Raw genomic sequence first — 17,986 nt, forward strand, 5'->3', positions numbered from 1 at the left:
TTAGACTAACAGCAGGTAAGACCGTCAAATTTCACCAACATTACTGGTGGAATTTCTGTTTTATTACGCCTGAAATTGAAAATGCAGGAGGAAACAATGAGCAAAGTACCATCTTTAATTGAAGAACTTGCTACACCGATTGTCGAAGAGTTAAATCTTGAATTGGTGAATGTTGAGTTTGTGAAAGAAGGACGTAACTGGTTTTTACGTGTTTATGTAGATACACCTGAGGGTGGAATTGACATTGGCCAATGTGCTCAAGTTAGTGAACGACTTTGTTTACTGTTGGATGAAAAAGATCCTATTACACAAAATTATTATTTAGAGGTATCTTCACCAGGTGCAGAACGTCCATTAAAAAAAGATACTGATTTTAAAAAAGCCGTTGGCAAATTTATTTATGTGAAAACCTATGAGCCCATTAAGGACATGAAGGAATTCCAAGGCTACTTAACGTCATACGATGAACATACATTAGTGATGGAAGTACCTATTAAAACACGCAAAATTACAGTAACAATTGAACAGGAAAAAATCGCTTTGGCACGACTTGCCATCGATTTTTCAGCATAATGCATATTTAGGAGTGAAAATAAAATGAGTAGTGATTTGTTAGATGCGCTAACGGCGCTGGAAGAACAAAAAGGAATTTCAAGAGATGTGTTAATTGAAGCGATAGAGGCGGCATTAGTTACAGCTTACAAGCGCAACTTTAACCAAGCTCAAAATGTTCGTGTTGACTTAAACTTAGACAAAGGCTCAATTCGTGTATTTTCACGTAAAGATGTTGTTGAAGAAGTAGAAGATGACCGTTTACAAATTGCTTTAGAAGATGCGAAGGCCATCAACCCGGCTTACCAATTAGAAGATATTGTTGAACAGGAAGTAACGCCTCGTAATTTTGGGCGTATCGCTGCACAAACAGCGAAGCAAGTCGTTACACAACGTGTACGTGAAGCAGAACGTGGCTTAATTTATGAGCAATACGTAGATCGTGAAGATGACATTGTAACGGGTGTAGTTGAGCGTTTAGATGCGCGAAATATTTACGTTGGTCTTGGTAAAGTAGAAGCTGCATTACCACAAAATGAACAAATCCAAGGTGAAACGTATCATCCACATGATCGTATTAAAGTATATATTACAAAGGTTGAACGTACGACACGTGGTCCACAAGTAATCGTTTCACGAACACATCCAGGCTTATTACGTCGATTATTTGAGATGGAAGTGCCTGAAATTTATGAAGGCATTGTAGAAATCAAGTCAATTGCTCGTGAAGCGGGAGACCGTTCTAAAATTTCAGTCCATGCACATAACGAAGAAGTTGATCCTGTAGGCTCATGTGTAGGTGCGAAAGGTGCACGTGTTCAAACAATCGTCAATGAATTAAATGGTGAAAAAATTGATATCGTTGAATGGTCAGAAGACCCTGTTGTATTTGTAGCAAATGCATTAAGCCCTTCAAAAGTTTTAGATGTGCAAGTAAATGAAGAAGAAAAATCAACAACTGTTGTAGTACCGGATTACCAATTATCTCTTGCAATTGGTAAACGTGGTCAAAATGCTCGTCTAGCTGCAAAATTGACTGGTTGGAAAATCGATATTAAAAGTGAGACAGATGCACGTGAGTTAGGGATTTATCCATCTGCAACAAGCACTTTCGTACCTGCTGATGATAGTGACTACGAAGAAGCTACAGTTGACTTATATCAAGACGACGAAGAATAAGTAAGAAAGCCCGTGTGACTGGTCACCTGGCTTTATTCAGTGGGCGTCCTGGGCCGACTGAATAAAGCCAGGAACTGTGGCGAAGGTCTTGAGTGTTGAGAGACGAGATTGTACTCCGCAATGTTCAAATCACAAAATTCTACCTTTGCGTTTTGGTTATGGCTGGTCCACCTCTTACGAAGCTTCAGAGAGGAAAGGTGATTCTTATGGCGGTAAATAAAAAAGTACCACTTCGAAAATGCGTAGCTACTGGAGAAATGCTACCGAAAAAAGCAATGATTCGTGTTGTTCGCTCGAAAGAGGGCGAGGTAAGCGTAGATGTTTCAGGGAAAAAGCCTGGACGAGGCGCTTATGTTTCAAAGTCTGAACAGGCGGTTGACATCGCGCGTAAGAAAAATGTTTTAGGGCACCAACTTGATGCAAAAATTCCTGAAGAGATATACGAAGAGCTACTATTGCTCATTCGTAGGGAGGCTATTTTATGACCAATCAAGCAGTGTTTAATTTGCTTGGTATAGCTGCAAGAGCTCGTAAAGTTATTTCAGGAGAAGAGTTAGTAGTAAAGGAAGTCCGCAATGGTAATGCTAAGCTTGTACTGCTTGCAAACGACGCTTCTAAAAACTCTAGTAAAAAAATTCAAGATAAATGCACTTATTACAACGTTGAGTATCATGTAATTGGCGATCGTTATGATCTAGGACATGCTACAGGTAAGGAGGCCCGAGTGGCTTTAGCTATTACCGATAAAGGTTTTGCAAGTAAATTGTCTAGTCTACTCAACGAAAAATAATCGGGGGTGAGCAGATGACCAAAATCAGAGTTCATGAATATGCCAAACAAGTGAATAAATCGAGTAAAGAGGTTATTGAAGCGCTAAGTAAATTAAATGTGAGTGTAACGAACCATATGTCTATGTTGGAAAAAGATACTGTGGCAAAGTTAAATCAATCATTTAAAGCACCGACAGAGAAAAGAGAGGCAAAGCAAGCTACTCAAAATGTAACACAACGTTCACAAGCGAATGGACAACAAAAACCACAGCAATCGGTGAAAAAGCAAGATGGACAAAAGCAGCAATCTGCTACATCGACGCCGAAAGCAAATCATTATAATACGCAACAAAACTCAAATTCGTCTAACGAAAAATCTAAGAATACTAAAGGTAATCAAAATAGAAATATGACACAAAATAATAATAATAACAATAATAATAATAATCGCAGAGGCGGCGGATACAACCAACGTCCAAAACCAGGAATCCACGGTGGTAAACGCCGTCATCCAAAAACGCATCAACCAACATTACCAATCAAACAAAAAGAATTACCAGAAAAAATTACTTTTGTTGAATCGCTTTCAGTAGCTGAATTAGCAAAAAAATTATACCGTGAACCATCTGAAATCATTAAAAAATTATTTATGCTTGGCGTAATGGCGACAATTAACCAAGAATTAGATAAGGATGCAATTGAGTTAATTTGCGCAGACTACGGTGTAGAAGTTGAAGAAGAAATTCGTGTAGATATTACGGATTTAGAAACTCACTTCGAGCAAACAGAAGAAGTCAATGAAGCTGAATTATCAGAACGTCCACCTGTAGTAACAATTATGGGTCACGTTGACCATGGTAAAACGACTTTACTTGACTCCATCCGTCATACAAAAGTAACAGCTGGAGAAGCTGGTGGTATTACACAGCATATCGGTGCTTACCAAGTAACAGAAGGCGACAAAAAGATTACGTTCCTTGATACACCAGGGCACGCTGCATTTACAACAATGCGTGCGCGCGGTGCAAAAGTAACGGACTTAACAATTCTAGTAGTGGCAGCTGACGACGGTGTGATGCCTCAAACAGTTGAAGCCATTAACCATGCCAAAGCTGCAGAAGTACCAATTATTGTTGCTGTCAACAAAATGGATAAACCTTCAGCAAACCCTGATCGTGTAATGCAAGAATTAACCGAGCATGGTTTAGTACCTGAAGCTTGGGGTGGCGATACGATTTTCGTGCCAATTTCAGCATTAAAAGGTGAAGGTATTGATACATTGCTAGAAATGGTATTACTTGTTGCCGAAGTGGGAGAGCTAAAAGCAAATCCAGATCGTTTAGCACTTGGTACTGTAATTGAAGCACAGCTTGATAAAGGCCGTGGTTCTGTTGCAACACTATTAGTACAAGACGGTACATTAAAAGTCGGTGATCCAATCGTAGTTGGTCACGCTTATGGCCGTGTTCGTGCGATGGTTAACGATAAAGGGCGCCGTGTAAAAGAAGCTGGCCCATCAACACCAGTAGAAATTACAGGTTTAAACGATGTACCGCAAGCTGGGGACCGCTTCGTTGTCTTCGAAGACGAAAAAACAGCTCGTCAAGTTGGGGAAACTCGTGCAATGACAGCTATTCAAGCACAACGTTCTGAAAAACAACGTGTCACGCTTGATAACTTATTTGAACAAATGAGTCAAGGCGAAATGAAAGAGTTAAACTTAATCGTTAAAGCTGACGTTCAAGGTACTGTAGAAGCAATGGCTGCTTCATTAATGAAAATTGATGTAGAAGGCGTAAATGTGAAAATTATTCATACTGGCGCTGGCGCAATTACAGAATCAGATATTTCTCTTGCCGCAGCATCGAATGCAATTGTAATTGGTTTCAACGTACGACCAGATACAAATGCAAAACGTGCAGCAGAGGAAGAAGGCGTAGATATTCGTCTACACCGTGTTATTTATAAAGTAATTGAAGAAATCGAACAAGCGATGAAAGGTATGCTAGACCCAGAATTTGAAGAAAAAATCATCGGTCAAGCAGAAGTTCGTCAAACAATTAAAGTATCTAAAGTTGGTACAATTGCAGGTTCTTACGTGACAGAAGGTAAAGTAACACGTGATTCAGGTGTCCGTGTTATCCGTGACAACGTGGTAATCTTCGAAGGCGAATTAGATACATTAAAACGTTTCAAAGATGAAGTAAAAGAAGTGGCAAGAGGATACGAATGTGGTATTACGATTACAAACTTCAATGACATTAAAGAAGGCGACATCATTGAAGCCTACATTATGGAAGAAGTTAAACGTGCATAATGATTGTATACGTTGAGGTAGAATTTATTATCCAAACTGCCCATTCGTTAAAGGAAAAACGCGCTGTCTTACAGCGTATGATTACGCGCACAAAACAGAAGTTTAATGTATCCATTGCCGAAATTGACCATCAAAATGTATGGCAACGTACGAAATTAGCGCTTGTTGCTGTTTCTTCTTCGAAGGACGCAGCAGAGCGTGAAATCAATCACGCCCTTCATTATTTGCAGTCAAACCCGTCTTGGGAACAACTTAATGTGTGGCGAGATTATTTATAAGCAGCAAAGGTTATTTGAGAGATTGGATGGTTATTGTCAATAAAAGGCTTGTTTAAAACCATTTATTGACACAGTCATTCCCTTAACGCAAATAGCTGAACATCGAAATAGAGGTGACTAATTATGTCTCTACGCTCAAACCGTGTTGCTGAGCAAATGAAAAAAGAGCTTGGTGATATTATTGGCCGTAAAATTAAGGATCCGCGTGTTGGCTTCGTTACTGTTACTGGTGTAGATGTAACAGGTGATTTACAACAAGCGACAATTTATATTACATCATTAGGCAATGAACGTGAACGTGAGGAAACGCTAAAAGCTTTAGTAAAAGCTGCTGGTTTTATCCGTTCTGAAATCGGTTCTCGTATTCGTTTACGTCGAACACCGGAATTAATCTTTGAATTTGACTCATCGATTGAGTATGGTAATCGCATTGATTCATTACTACGTGGTTTACACAAAGAATAACAACAGTAAAAGTCTGCCACATGCATCTTCATGCAGGCAGGCTTTTTTCATGTGATGGTGCAAAAGGGGGATTTAGATGAACGGTATTTTACCGCTTTGGAAAGAACGTGGCATGACGAGTCATGATTGCGTCTTTAAATTACGAAAAATATTGCGAACAAAAAAAGTTGGCCATACGGGCACTTTAGATCCAGGAGTGGAAGGGGTTCTGCCTATCTGTATCGGACAGGCAACACGTATTGCCGAATATTTAACGGATGCAGGGAAGACTTATGAGGCAGTCATTTCCATTGGGCGCACAACGACGACTGAAGATGCAGAAGGGGAAACGGTTACGGAAGATACTACAAATAAGGCGTTTACGCGTGCGAAGTTGCTGGATGTCTTAGCTTCCTTAACGGGTGTGATTAATCAGACACCACCGATGTTTTCAGCTGTTAAAGTCAATGGGAAACGGTTATATGAATATGCACGTAAAGGCGAAACGGTGGAAAGACCGACAAGACAGGTGACAATTTATGCTTTAGAGTTACTTGATGATAAGGAAATTTACGAAGGGCATGAAATTACATTTCCTGTAAGGATCTCATGTAGCAAAGGCACATATATTCGTACATTAGCTGTACAAATTGGGGAAGCGCTTGGCTATCCTGCACATATGCAAGAGCTTGTGCGAACTGCATCGGGCACATTTACACAAGACAATTGTTTTACACTAGCACAAGTTGCCGAATTAATGGAAAATGAACAAATTCATACATGCATTCTTCCAGTAGAATATGCCTTATCAGACTATCCATATATTGAAATAACATCATCGATTGAAAAAGAAATTTTCAATGGACAAGTGCTTCCAGCAGATGCATTATTAAAGGTGCATGATAAAATTGTGTTTGGAATCAAAGGGAAAGCATTTGCGGTTTATCAAGCCCATCCGACAAAAGAAGGGTTGATGAAGCCACATAAAATGTTCCCAACGATAGAGTAGGAGGATTTTTTGTATGGAGGTCATTCATTTAAAATACCCACACCAATTACAACAGCGAGAAAGTATCCAGCCGTACTCATTGGCAATTGGCTTTTTTGATGGTGTACATATTGGACATCAGGCGGTTATTGAAGCGGCCAAGCAAGAGGGGGACAAGCGACAAATCCCGACTGCCGTTATGACATTTGATCCGCATCCATCATTAGTACTAGGCGGACGCAATGAAAAAGTATTTTATATTACATTACTACAGCAAAAATTGCAGCTGTTTAAAGAACTAGGTGTGGATAAGGTATTTGTTGTACACTTCACATCAGACTTTGCGAAGCTGTCACCGGCTGCTTTTATTGATACCTTTATTCGAGGGTTAAATATTCAACATGTTACAGCAGGATTTGATTTTTCATTTGGTGCATTTGGTAAAGGCACGATGGAAGATATGCGTGTCTTAAGCAATGGCGAATATGGTGTAACGGTGGTCGATAAGAAAGCTGACTCGCTTGAGAAAATCAGCTCAACACGCATTCGTAAATTATTACAAGAGGGCGATATGGAGGCTGCTCGTATGCTTCTAGGACGTCCATTTGAAATAAAGGGTATTGTGGTGCATGGCGATAAACGTGGACGTACAATCGGCTTTCCTACTGCAAATGTACAAGCACTAGAGGGTACTTACATTCCAGCAAGTGGTGTGTATGCAGTACGACTGCTTGTACAAAATAATTGGTATGATGGAGTATGCAATGTAGGTTATAAACCAACATTTAAAGATCCAAACGACAAGCAATTATCAATCGAAGTACATATTTTAAACTTCGAGAAAAACATCTATGGGGAAGAAGTACATGTTGCTTGGTATAAACGTATTCGAAGCGAGCGGAAGTTTGACGGAATTGAAGCGCTAAAAATGCAAATAGAGAAAGATAAGCAAGAGGCTATACAATTTTTTTATGTTATGAAATAGCGCTGTCCGCAGCACCACATGGTATGAGCTATGTTATTACTTGCTTGCCCCATTGTTTTATGGTAACATTCATAAGTGCATAAAGTGCTTAACCTTAGCTCGGTATACCGATGACTCCAACGTTTACTGTGCTAATGGGGATTTAACAATTATTTAGGAGGTCAATACAAATGGCTATTACAAAAGAACGTAAAAACGAAATTATCGCTGAGTACCGTACTCACGAAAGTGACACTGGTTCTCCAGAAGTACAAGTTGCAGTTTTAACAGCTGAAATCAACGCTTTAAACACTCACTTACGTACACACAAAAAAGATTTCCACTCTGAGCGTGGTCTTCTTAAAATGGTAGGTCGTCGTCGTCACTTACTTAAATATCTTCGTGAAACTGACGTTCAACGTTACCGTGAACTAATCAATCGTTTAGGCTTACGTCGCTAATTGACAATCGAAAAGCGGGATTATTCCCGCTTTTTCTTTATGTTTATAAACTTTCTAGCTAACGACGAATCGCAACAAGATAAGTAAAAATATAAGAAGAAAACAAGCAAAAACGCCATTAAAACCAAATAAAGCAATAAATCCTAAATAAATTGGCAATAACTGAATTTAAATGTATGATTATTTCATGAAATATTTAGCATAGAACAAGCATTTTTGGTACACTTACTATTAGTACATACAGACGAGTAAGTGTTTTTATAATAGAGAGGGGTTCATTGAATGAACGAAAAGAAAGTCTATTCCTACGAATGGGCTGGCCGTCCACTAGTAATTGAAGTAGGACAGTTAGCAAAACAAGCAAATGGAGCAGCATTAGTACGCTACGGTGATACTTCTGTACTTGCAACAGCAACAATGTCAAAATCACCAAAACCACTTGATTTCTTCCCATTAACAGTAAACTACGAAGAACGTTTATATGCAGCAGGTAAAATTCCTGGCGGCTTTATTAAACGTGAAGGACGCCCATCTGAAAAAGCAATTCTAGCAAGCCGTTTAATTGACCGTCCAATTCGTCCGATGTTCCCAGACGGTTTCCGTAATGAAGTACAAGTTATTTCAATGGTTATGTCTAATGACCCTGATTGCACATCTGAAATGGCCGCAATGGTAGGTTCATCATTAGCATTAGCAATTTCTGATATTCCTTTCGATGGACCAATTGCCGGTGTACAAGTTGGTTATATTGACGGTGAATTCATCGTGAATCCAACTGTCGAGCAAGCGAACATGTCAACAATCCATTTATCTGTAGCGGGTAACAAGGATGCTATTAACATGGTTGAAGCAGGCGCTTTAGAAGTGCCTGAAGAAGTAATGTTAGAAGCAATTATGTTCGGTCATGAAGAAATTAAAAAAATAATTGCTTTCCAAGAACAAATTGTTGCTGAAGTAGGGAAAGAAAAATTACCTGTCACATTATTTGAAATTGATGAAGCAATTCAAGCAGATATTAAAGCAGCTTGTGAAACTGACATGCATGACGCTATTCAAACAGCTGAAAAGCATGCCCGTGATGAAGCAATCACTGCGGTAAAAGATCGTATTATTGCTTCTTATGAAGAGCAAGAAGCCGATGAAACAACAATGAAACAAGTTCATACTATTTTAGATAAAATGGTAAAAGACGAAGTACGTCGTCAAATTACAGAAGATAAAATCCGTCCAGATGGTCGTAAGTTGGATGAAATTCGTCCACTTTCTTCTGAAACAGGGCTATTACAACGTACGCATGGTTCAGCATTATTTACACGTGGACAAACTCAAGCCTTATCAATTTGTACATTAGGTGCACTTGGTGATGTTCAAATTATTGACGGCTTAGGTGTTGAGGAATCGAAACGCTTTATGCATCACTACAATTTCCCACAATTCTCTGTCGGGGAAACTGGCCCAATTCGTGGACCAGGTCGTCGTGAAATCGGTCACGGTGCTCTAGGTGAGCGTGCACTAGAAGCGGTCATTCCTGATGAATCAGTATTCCCATACACAATCCGTTGTGTATCAGAAGTACTTGAATCGAATGGTTCAACATCACAAGCTTCAATTTGTGCATCTACATTAGCTATGATGGATGCTGGTGTTCCGTTAAAAGCACCTGTTGCAGGTATCGCGATGGGGCTGATTAAAAAAGGCGAGCATTATTCCATTTTAACAGATATCCAAGGTATGGAAGACCATTTAGGCGATATGGACTTTAAAGTAGCAGGTACTGCTAAAGGCGTAACAGCACTTCAAATGGATATTAAAATTGACGGTCTATCACGTAATATTTTAGAAGAAGCATTGACTCAAGCTAAAATTGGCCGTATGCATATTTTAGAATCAATGCTTGCAACATTGGCTCAACCACGTGAAAAATTATCTGCTTATGCACCAAAAATCGTGATTGTACGTATCAATCCAGATAAAATCCGCGATGTTATTGGACCAGGCGGTAAGCAAATCAATAAAATAATTGAAGAAACTGGCGTAAAAATTGATACAGAACAAGATGGTACAATTTACATCTCTTCAGCAGACGAAGAAATGAACGCTCGTGCAAAACAAATTATCGAAGACATCGTACGTGAAGCAAAAGTGGGCGAATACTACTTATCCACTGTAAAACGTATCGAAAAATTCGGTGCATTCTGTGAAATCTTCCCAGGTAAAGATGGCTTATTACACATCTCTGAAATTCAAGAAGAACGTACAAAGCAAGTGGAAGATGTGTTAAAACTAGGCGATCAATTACTTGTAAAAGTAATTGAAATCGACAAACAAGGTCGTGTGAATTTATCTCGTAAAGTGGTTATTCAAGAAGAAAAAGAACGCGCAGAACAAGGTAAATAATTTGATAAAAAAAGGCTGCGTATGATGCGCAGCCTTTTTTAAATAAAACGGATGTATACGAGGAGGAAACTATTTGGTACAAGTACATACATGTCAAAACGGAGTGCGTATTGTGTCAGAGCAAATTGATCATGTTAGATCTGTTGCTCTTGGCATATTTGTCAATGCTGGTTCACGCTTTGAATTACCAGAGGAAAATGGGATTACGCACTTTATCGAACATATGCTTTTTAAAGGTACAACAACGCGAAGTGCCCGCCAAATCGCTGAAGAGTTTGACCGTATTGGTGGCGAACTAAATGCCTTTACTTCAAAAGAAAATACTTGCTATTATGCGAAAGTTTTAGACCATCATGCAGAGCTGGCTATTACCATCCTAGCAGATATGTTCTTTCATTCGACATTTGCAGAAGAGGAATTAGAAAAGGAACGTCAAGTCGTATTAGAGGAAATATTAATGAGTGAAGATGCTCCAGATGATGATGTGCATGAAAAGCTTTGGGAAGTCATGTATCCAAATGATGCCCTTGGTCGCCCGATTTTAGGGACCGCCGCTACGTTAAAAACATTTACAGCAGATATGATTCGCCATTATATGGCGAAACATTATGGACCAGCATCCATTGTTATTTCTGTGGCAGGCAATATTTCTCCAACACTATTAACAACGATTGAAGATTTATTCGGACATTATGAGGCATCACCCCTTGCTGTTGTGCCTGTTCTAACAAATCCCCAGTTCCATCCTGGAGAAATAACGAAAACACGAGATACGGAGCAGGTACATTTAGCTCTTTCTTACCCAGCAATTGGCGTCAAAGATCCGGATATGTATAGCTTTATTGCCTTAAATAATATTATTGGTGGCAATATGAGTTCCCGACTATTTCAAGAAGTACGGGAAGAGCGTGGCTTAGCATATACAATTTTCTCTTATCAATCTTGCTACGCAGATGTTGGGGCATTTACAATTTACGGTAGTGCAAGCCGTCAACAGCTATCACAATTGCAACATACCATTGATGCCACATTGCTTGATATCGTAGCGGGGGGCGTGACGGAGGAAGAGTTAGATAATGCCAAGGAACAGTTAAAAGGAAGCTTTGTGCTTGGCCTTGAAGGAACAGGGGCACGCATGAACCGAAATGGTACCAGTGAATTAGTACACCGAAGACACCGGTCAGTAGATGAAGTACTTGCGTCCATTGATGCGGTAACGATGGAGTCAGTGGATCGCCTTATTGCGAAAATATTAAAAGCTGAGCCAGCGATTTCCATCATCGGACCTGAAGCTTAACATAAAGCGGATAACGATCATAAAATTTCATCTTTTAGTGCGAGGCATCCATCGATTCAAACATTGGATGCCTTTCTTTCAGAAAACGATGGAATGGAAATTGACCCTCAATTGAACTAATGAGCAAAGCCCCATCACGATACTTCGGATGGGGCTTTGCTTATTGCCGGTATGATTAACAAATCTCTTTTGCTCTATAAAACGCATGGCATTTTCCAAAAACGACAACACTAATTATGGCACTAATTACTGTTGGTATTAGTATGACGGACAAATTGGCGGCCACCATTGCTAAGTAATAATGAATTGGAAAATTAATAAAAAAATACCTACTATATAAATGAACATTCTAAAGGAACGGGTCCCTTTAGTTTCCTCTTCATGGCGATAGAAGCGTTACTAAAATAACGTAAGTTGGTTAAAGTTATAATTAAGCTAATAATAACTATAAAAATATGCCCTTTTTGCATGGACAATCTATGCCACAAGAAAGCTTTCATTGTGCATCCCCCTCTAAAAATCCTTGCGTTTATAGATTGCTGTTGCAATAAGAGAAGATAACCATAAAATTAATAGTCCAATAAATGGTGCTAAATAGCTGAACTGTTGTAGCTTGGAAATCGTGATCAAAAAATCCGCAAAATACTCCTCTAACAGTCCAACGAGTAAACCAGGAATAAAGCATAAAACAATTAGAACGATTCGACCTTTAATAGAGCCGTATTTAATATAAATCGGTAAGATTAAAGCAAGCAAACAAAATGCCGCAGCAATTAGCAGATTAAATGTAAGGAAAAAATTAGCGGTTTCCCAATCGTTTGTGAAATGACTTATGATAAAAACTACAGGTAATGCAATAATCAGACCAATTAACATTAATACAAGGCTAAGCATGTATTTACTAAGGACAATTTCGCTCTTCCTAATGGGTAAAGTATTGACATATTTATCCCAACTACAAAGTTCATCGTAGGTAAGGGCAGTAATGGCTTGAATAACAAGGATAAATAATATAAAGGAAAAAATAATAGATCCTTGCCCCATCATTATGGAAAAAAGTAGCATGGGGATAAGTATAAAAGCTTGGGTCTTTAGCTGACGCTGTATCGTCATTAAATCTTTTACTAGAAGAGCAGTCATGACTGAACACTACCTTTCACGAAAAATAGCATGATATCCTCAATAGTCGGTCTTTCAACGGTAAATGCTTCGCTTATTTCATTTTTTAACACAAGTACTTCAAGCCCGAAAGTACCTTCGCGTTTTTGAATAATTGCTTGCTCAGGTAGTTCGCTTACTTCCTCATTCGTCCCTTTAAAAATACCGTAGTCATACAGTAAGACATCCTTGCTTTCACTAAATAATATTTCGCCGTTATGAATAAATGTAATGTAGTCAGCTATCTTTTCTAAATCACTTGTTATATGTGATGAAAATAATATGCTATGAGTTTCATCCTGCATAAACGTTAAAAATAAGTCGAGAATTTCATCACGTATAATTGGATCTAATCCACTTGTTGGTTCATCTAAAATTAATAATTTTGGATGATGGGACAATGCTAACGCTATCGATAGCTTCATACTCATTCCTCGAGACAACTCTTTTACCTTTTTTCGTTTAGGCACCTTAAATTGCGTCAATCGCTCAAAATAATAATTAGAATCCCATGTTTTAAATACCTTTTTCATAAATTTGTCGAGTTGCGTCGCATTCAGCGTTTCAGGTACATGTAACTCGTCGAAAACGACACCGATGTCGTTTTTTATCGCAAGCTCATATTCGACAATATCTTTACCGAATAGCAAAATTTCGCCATATTCTTTTTTCAATAAATTAAGCATGCATTTTATGGTAGTGGATTTACCTGCACCGTTTTCACCCACAAAGCCCATTACTGTACCTTGAGGTACTGAAAAACTAATATCTTTTAGTGAAAAGCCTTCAAAGCCTTTGTGTAAATCATGGATTTCAATGGCATTCAATTTAGTTGTCCTCCTCTACAATTAATGAAAGTAAGTCTATTAATTCCTCTTTTGCAAGTCCTGCAGTTTTGGCTGTTCTTACGGCTTTTTGCAAATGCTCCTCTACTTGACGCAATAACTCCTCCCGTAAAAAATCTTGGTTACGTTCAGTAACAAAGCTACCTTTTCCCGCTACCGTTTCAATAAAGCCGTCTCGCTCCAAATCCGCATAAGCTCGTTTGGTTGTCATCACGCTAATTTTAAGATCCTTGGCGAGTGCACGTATAGAGGGTAGTGCATCGCCGGCGTGAAGCTTATTTGCTAAAATGGCTTCTTTTAGTTGAACAGTTATTTGTTCATAGATTGGTTTATCACTCGCATTGCTTAAATGGATACGCACTTATTTTCACCTCACGATTAAAACTGTATATACACACTATACACAGCATGTATAAAAGTTGCAACCTAGAAGTACTTTCGTATGGGGCACGAATTGCAAAAACTCGGCATATATTGGGTTAACGGCTCAAGGAGGGAGATGAGGCATGCTATTATCTGAAATGGTGGATAAAGAATTGATTCAAGTTGAAGGTGGTGTACATTTTGGCATACTGGCACACACAGAATGCCTATTAGATGTGCAGACAGGAAAGATACATGGATTTGAGATTATTAAAGAAAAAATGCCATTCCAAAAGAAGAAAGTAAAAGTTAGTGAAATGATTCCGTGGCATGAAATTATATTAATTGGAGAAGATCGTATTTTATTTAACAAAACGATGACAGTACAGTCTGAATTTTTACAGTGAGGTGAGCTTTTGGAAAACGAAAAATGGCTGGTAATCGGCGAGGACTCAAGATTAAAAGAATTAGCGACGATGCTGCGAAGTCCTTCACGTACAGTATTTTATAAAAGAACTTCTGTTTGGAATGAGGAGTTAAATAAACTTGTTTTAGAGTTCCAGCCGAATAAAATTGTTCTCCCTATACTTCCGTTGAAGATAGAAGTTGAGCAATTGTATGGCATATCACAAGTGAAGTTTTATACAGGTCGATTGACAATGCATTGGAAGCAGTTGCTAGAAAAAAATGACACAAACTGTTATTTACAGCAGGAGTCTTTTATTTGGCAAAATGCAAGGTTGACGGCGGAGGGATTTATCGCCACGTTTTACGGACTCGAGCAGAAATGTATTTACGGACAAAACTTTACGATCGCAGGCTTTGGGCGCATCGCCAAAATGCTCGCTTCTTTACTCGTAAAGATGGGCGCTAATGTGCATATTGTTGCGCGTTCGGTGGTACAAGTGAGTGAAGCAAAAGCATATGGCTATAAAGCTTCGAATTTAGACGATCGAAAATGGTCCATACATGATGGGATTTTCATTAATACGATTCCAGCGAAGTGGATTACAGAATCGTTTCAGGATCATGTGCCAGCCGTGTTATATGATTTAGCTTCGGAGCCAGGCTGTTTAGATATTGATGCGGACCAATTGCAGACATATGTACTATTGCCATCATTACCTGGGAAATACTTTGCACATGATGCGGCAGATATTTTGTGCAAGGCAATAGAGGAGGAAGAAAATTGCTGACGGGTAAACGAGTTGGTTTAGGCATTACGGCTTCACATTGTACGTATGAAGATGTTGTACCAAAAATTCAAAATTTTATTGATGCAGGGGCGACCGTTATCCCCATCATTACGCATTCAGTATTACATGCTGCAACACGTTTTGGAACAGGGGAAGAATGGATTGCGAAAATTGAGGCATTAACAGGGGAAAAAGTTATTTCTTCTATAAAAGAAGCGGAACCATTTGGGCCTTCCAATCCGTTGGATGCAATGGTCATAGCACCGATGACTGGCAATAGTATTAGTAAGTTTGCCAATGCCGCGACGGATAGCCCTGTTCTCATGGCTGCAAAGGCAACTTTACGAAATGGCTCCCCAGTTGTTCTAGGTATTTCCACAAATGATGCACTGGGCTTAAATGGCATCAATATTATGAAACTGCTCAATGCGAAAAACATCTACTTTATTCCATTCGGTCAGGATTCACCACATGGAAAACCTAATTCATTAATTGCTGATTTTGACCAAATGGTCGACACGGTTCATGCAGCAATTACGCAGAAAAAGCAATTACAACCACTGTTGATACAATATTTCAAATAAATCATTAATTGCACACAATTTTCAGTATTTTTATGATACAATAGCACACATTATGGAACTTGTATTCAAGGAGAGATGACAGATGACTAAGCAGTTAACAGTTGCGGTTGTAGGTGCAACAGGAGCAGTAGGTTCAAAAATGATGGAACAGCTAATTAAACGAAAATTTCCAATCGGACATATTAAGTTTTTAGCTTCTGCACGTTCCGCAGGAAAACCAATCGAATTTAATGGTGAGACGTATACAATTGAAGAAGCGACACCTGAAGCTTTTGAAGGCGTCAATGTCGCTTTATTCTCTGCGGGTGGTTCTGTATCGGCAGTGCTGGCGCCAGAAGCGGCTAAACGCGGGGCAGTAGTCATTGACAATACGAGCCATTTCCGTATGGATCCAGAGGTGCCCCTAGTAGTACCTGAGGTGAATCGCGGCGATCTTGCTAAACATAAGGGGATTATCGCCAATCCAAACTGCTCAACAATCCAAATGGTTGCAGCGCTTGAACCAATCCGTGCAACATTTGGTTTAACAAAAGTATTGGTATCGACGTACCAAGCAGTTTCTGGTGCAGGGATTTCAGCAATTGAAGAACTAAAAGCACAAAGCGCAAACTGGGATGCAGGTAAAGATGTAGAAGCAAATATTTTACCGAGTGGTGGCGACAAACGTCATTTCCCAATTGCCCGTAATGTCATTCCACAAATTGATAAATTTACTGACAATGGCTTTACATATGAAGAAATGAAAATGATTAATGAAACGAAGAAAATTATGCATGCACCAGAGTTAAAAGTAGCTGCTACATGTGTACGTGTACCAGTTGTTTCAGGACACTCTGAATCTGTTTATATTGAAGTAGAAAAAGAGACAACAGTAGAAGGCATTTTCGAAGTATTACGAAATGCACCTGGAATTGTATTACAAGATGATATCGCAACACAAACTTACCCAATGCCGATTTACGCAGAAGGGGAAGATGCTACCTTTGTAGGACGTATCCGTCAAGACTTAGACAATAAAAAAGGATTCCACCTATGGATCGTATCAGATAATTTATTAAAAGGCGCTGCATTGAACTCTATTCAAATTGCAGAAGCAATGCTTGAGGATAACTTACTATAAGAGGGGTGTAAGGATGAATTTAGGTCGAATTGGAACGGCAATGATAACGCCGTTTAAAGAAGATGGTACGATTAATTATCCAGAACTAGAACGTATTATTAATCATTTAATTGATAATGGTACTGATTGCATTGTTGCATGTGGCACAACCTCTGAAAACCCAACTATGACCACAGAAGAAAAAATTGAAGTTGTACGATTTACAGTAGAAAAAGTAGCGGGCCGTGTACCGGTAATTGCAGGTACAGGGGACAATGAAACAGCCTATTCAATTGCGATGACGCATAAGGCTGAAGAAAATGGTGCGGATGGTATTATGTTAGTAGCACCTTATTATAATAAGCCAAATCAACGAGGTATTTACGCGCACTTTGAGACGATTGCAAAAGAAACAAAGTTGCCTGTGATGCTTTATAATGTACCAGGACGCACAGGTATAAACGTGGCCTATGAGACGTCTGTTGATTTAAGTAAAATTCCTAATATCTCATGGATTAAAGAGGCGAGCGGGAATTTAGATCAAATGGGCGATATTATTGAAAATGTTGAAGCTGCAGATGATTTTTTAGTTTATAGCGGGGATGACGGATTAACATTACCGTTGCTGGCAATTGGTGGGGCTGGTGTCATTTCAGTTGCTTCACACGTTGTCGGAAATGATATGCAGTTAATGATAAGATTATTTGAAGAAGGAAAGCATGAACAGGCTGCAAAAATTCATCGAGCATTATTACCTTTAGTGCGTGCGCTATTTGCACAACCGAATCCTTCACCGATCAAATATGCGATGACAAAACTAGGCTTTGATACATTAAATGTTCGACTACCAATGGTGGAAATGACAGATGAAGAAAAAGCCAACTTCGACCAAATATGGGAAACGTACCAAGAAAAAGCTAAAAATTTTAGATAATAAGTGAAACTATAGATAAACTCGCCAATAAGAGTTTATCTATAGTTTTTTTATTGTTGCGGTGTCAGGCACTCAAACAATTTCATAACAAGCTAAGTAAAAATCCAAGCAGACTCCAGCGGGAACGCGCAGAGTGTAAGCCGCAATAAACCACGCGTTG

The 17,986-nt window shown here is 39.0% G+C and carries 20 protein-coding genes; 17 read left to right on the forward strand and 3 right to left on the reverse strand.

Annotated elements, in window-relative coordinates:
- Nucleotides 1-96: 96 nt before the first annotated feature.
- The 12 genes from rimP to MHH88_RS05440 all read left to right on the forward strand — a co-directional run bounded on the left by rimP (nt 97) and on the right by MHH88_RS05440 (nt 11,647).
- On the forward strand, nt 97-573 hold the full coding sequence (gene rimP, locus MHH88_RS05385; RefSeq protein ID WP_024361996.1) for a ribosome maturation factor RimP: 477 nt from the start codon (nt 97-99) through the stop codon (nt 571-573).
- Between the two features lie 24 nt (nt 574-597).
- On the forward strand, nt 598-1,731 hold the full coding sequence (gene nusA, locus MHH88_RS05390) for a transcription termination factor NusA (protein ID WP_024361995.1): 1,134 nt from the start codon (nt 598-600) through the stop codon (nt 1,729-1,731).
- Between the two features lie 206 nt (nt 1,732-1,937).
- A complete protein-coding gene (locus MHH88_RS05395; protein ID WP_024361994.1) occupies nt 1,938-2,216 on the forward strand; it encodes a YlxR family protein in 279 nt (92 codons plus the stop codon).
- Entirely contained in the window at nt 2,213-2,521 is a 309-nt protein-coding gene (locus MHH88_RS05400; RefSeq protein ID WP_024361993.1) for a YlxQ family RNA-binding protein, read from the forward strand. Before MHH88_RS05395 ends, MHH88_RS05400 begins: the two co-directional genes overlap by 4 nt.
- Nucleotides 2,522-2,535: 14 nt before the next feature.
- Nucleotides 2,536-4,818: a translation initiation factor IF-2 gene (gene infB, locus MHH88_RS05405; RefSeq protein WP_103977287.1), complete on the forward strand. Its 2,283-nt coding sequence runs from the start codon at nt 2,536-2,538 to the stop codon at nt 4,816-4,818.
- The gene (locus MHH88_RS05410) at nt 4,818-5,096 is read left to right on the forward strand and encodes a DUF503 domain-containing protein (RefSeq protein WP_024361991.1); all 279 of its coding nucleotides are present in this window, start codon (nt 4,818-4,820) and stop codon (nt 5,094-5,096) included. The genes infB and MHH88_RS05410 overlap by 1 nt, the downstream gene beginning before the upstream one ends.
- A gap of 123 nt (nt 5,097-5,219) precedes the next feature.
- Complete coding sequence (gene rbfA / locus MHH88_RS05415) at nt 5,220-5,561, forward strand: 30S ribosome-binding factor RbfA (RefSeq protein WP_024361990.1); 342 nt, start codon at nt 5,220-5,222, stop codon at nt 5,559-5,561.
- Nucleotides 5,562-5,637: 76 nt separating this feature from the next.
- Nucleotides 5,638-6,549, forward strand: a complete 912-nt coding sequence (gene truB / locus MHH88_RS05420; protein WP_339261745.1) for a tRNA pseudouridine(55) synthase TruB — start codon at nt 5,638-5,640, stop codon at nt 6,547-6,549.
- Between the two features lie 13 nt (nt 6,550-6,562).
- Nucleotides 6,563-7,513: a riboflavin biosynthesis protein RibF gene (gene ribF / locus MHH88_RS05425; protein WP_339261746.1), complete on the forward strand. Its 951-nt coding sequence runs from the start codon at nt 6,563-6,565 to the stop codon at nt 7,511-7,513.
- Between the two features lie 170 nt (nt 7,514-7,683).
- The gene (rpsO, locus tag MHH88_RS05430) at nt 7,684-7,953 is read left to right on the forward strand and encodes a 30S ribosomal protein S15 (RefSeq protein ID WP_008178982.1); all 270 of its coding nucleotides are present in this window, start codon (nt 7,684-7,686) and stop codon (nt 7,951-7,953) included.
- 282 nt (nt 7,954-8,235) lie between these two features.
- Nucleotides 8,236-10,350 (forward strand): polyribonucleotide nucleotidyltransferase, encoded by a 2,115-nt coding sequence (pnp, locus tag MHH88_RS05435; protein ID WP_024361987.1) that lies wholly within the window; start codon nt 8,236-8,238, stop codon nt 10,348-10,350.
- A gap of 73 nt (nt 10,351-10,423) precedes the next feature.
- Nucleotides 10,424-11,647, forward strand: coding sequence for a pitrilysin family protein (locus MHH88_RS05440; RefSeq protein WP_069510086.1), 1,224 nt, complete (start codon nt 10,424-10,426; stop codon nt 11,645-11,647).
- A gap of 513 nt (nt 11,648-12,160) precedes the next feature.
- Here the strand turns inward: MHH88_RS05440 and MHH88_RS05445 are convergent.
- Genes MHH88_RS05445 through MHH88_RS05455 form a run of 3 tightly spaced genes read right to left on the reverse strand, consistent with a single transcriptional unit; the run spans nt 12,161 to nt 14,011 of the window.
- Complete coding sequence (locus MHH88_RS05445) at nt 12,161-12,787, reverse strand: ABC-2 transporter permease (protein ID WP_339261747.1); 627 nt, start codon at nt 12,785-12,787, stop codon at nt 12,161-12,163.
- Entirely contained in the window at nt 12,784-13,632 is an 849-nt protein-coding gene (locus MHH88_RS05450) for an ABC transporter ATP-binding protein (RefSeq protein WP_339261748.1), read from the reverse strand. Before MHH88_RS05450 ends, MHH88_RS05445 begins: the two co-directional genes overlap by 4 nt.
- Before the next feature lies 1 nt (nt 13,633).
- On the reverse strand, nt 13,634-14,011 hold the full coding sequence (locus MHH88_RS05455; RefSeq protein ID WP_069510080.1) for a GntR family transcriptional regulator: 378 nt from the start codon (nt 14,009-14,011) through the stop codon (nt 13,634-13,636).
- A 145-nt stretch (nt 14,012-14,156) separates the two neighbouring features.
- Here MHH88_RS05455 and MHH88_RS05460 point away from each other — a divergent pair, with 145 nt between their 5' ends.
- The 5 genes from MHH88_RS05460 (at nt 14,157) to dapA (ending at nt 17,826) form a co-directional block, all read left to right on the forward strand.
- Nucleotides 14,157-14,420 (forward strand): YlmC/YmxH family sporulation protein, encoded by a 264-nt coding sequence (locus MHH88_RS05460; RefSeq protein ID WP_339261749.1) that lies wholly within the window; start codon nt 14,157-14,159, stop codon nt 14,418-14,420.
- A 9-nt stretch (nt 14,421-14,429) separates the two neighbouring features.
- Nucleotides 14,430-15,209 (forward strand): dipicolinate synthase, encoded by a 780-nt coding sequence (locus tag MHH88_RS05465; RefSeq protein WP_103977283.1) that lies wholly within the window; start codon nt 14,430-14,432, stop codon nt 15,207-15,209.
- The gene (locus tag MHH88_RS05470) at nt 15,203-15,793 is read left to right on the forward strand and encodes a dipicolinate synthase subunit B (protein WP_069510077.1); all 591 of its coding nucleotides are present in this window, start codon (nt 15,203-15,205) and stop codon (nt 15,791-15,793) included. The genes MHH88_RS05465 and MHH88_RS05470 overlap by 7 nt, the downstream gene beginning before the upstream one ends.
- Before the next feature lie 82 nt (nt 15,794-15,875).
- The gene (locus MHH88_RS05475; RefSeq protein ID WP_339261750.1) at nt 15,876-16,913 is read left to right on the forward strand and encodes an aspartate-semialdehyde dehydrogenase; all 1,038 of its coding nucleotides are present in this window, start codon (nt 15,876-15,878) and stop codon (nt 16,911-16,913) included.
- 13 nt (nt 16,914-16,926) lie between these two features.
- Nucleotides 16,927-17,826: a 4-hydroxy-tetrahydrodipicolinate synthase gene (gene dapA, locus MHH88_RS05480; protein WP_024361977.1), complete on the forward strand. Its 900-nt coding sequence runs from the start codon at nt 16,927-16,929 to the stop codon at nt 17,824-17,826.
- The last annotated feature ends 160 nt before the right edge of the window (nt 17,827-17,986 follow it).

It is taken from the genome of Lysinibacillus sp. FSL K6-3209, assembly GCF_037976175.1.
In the GTDB taxonomy this organism is placed as follows: Bacteria; Bacillota; Bacilli; order Bacillales_A; family Planococcaceae; genus Lysinibacillus; species Lysinibacillus sphaericus_D.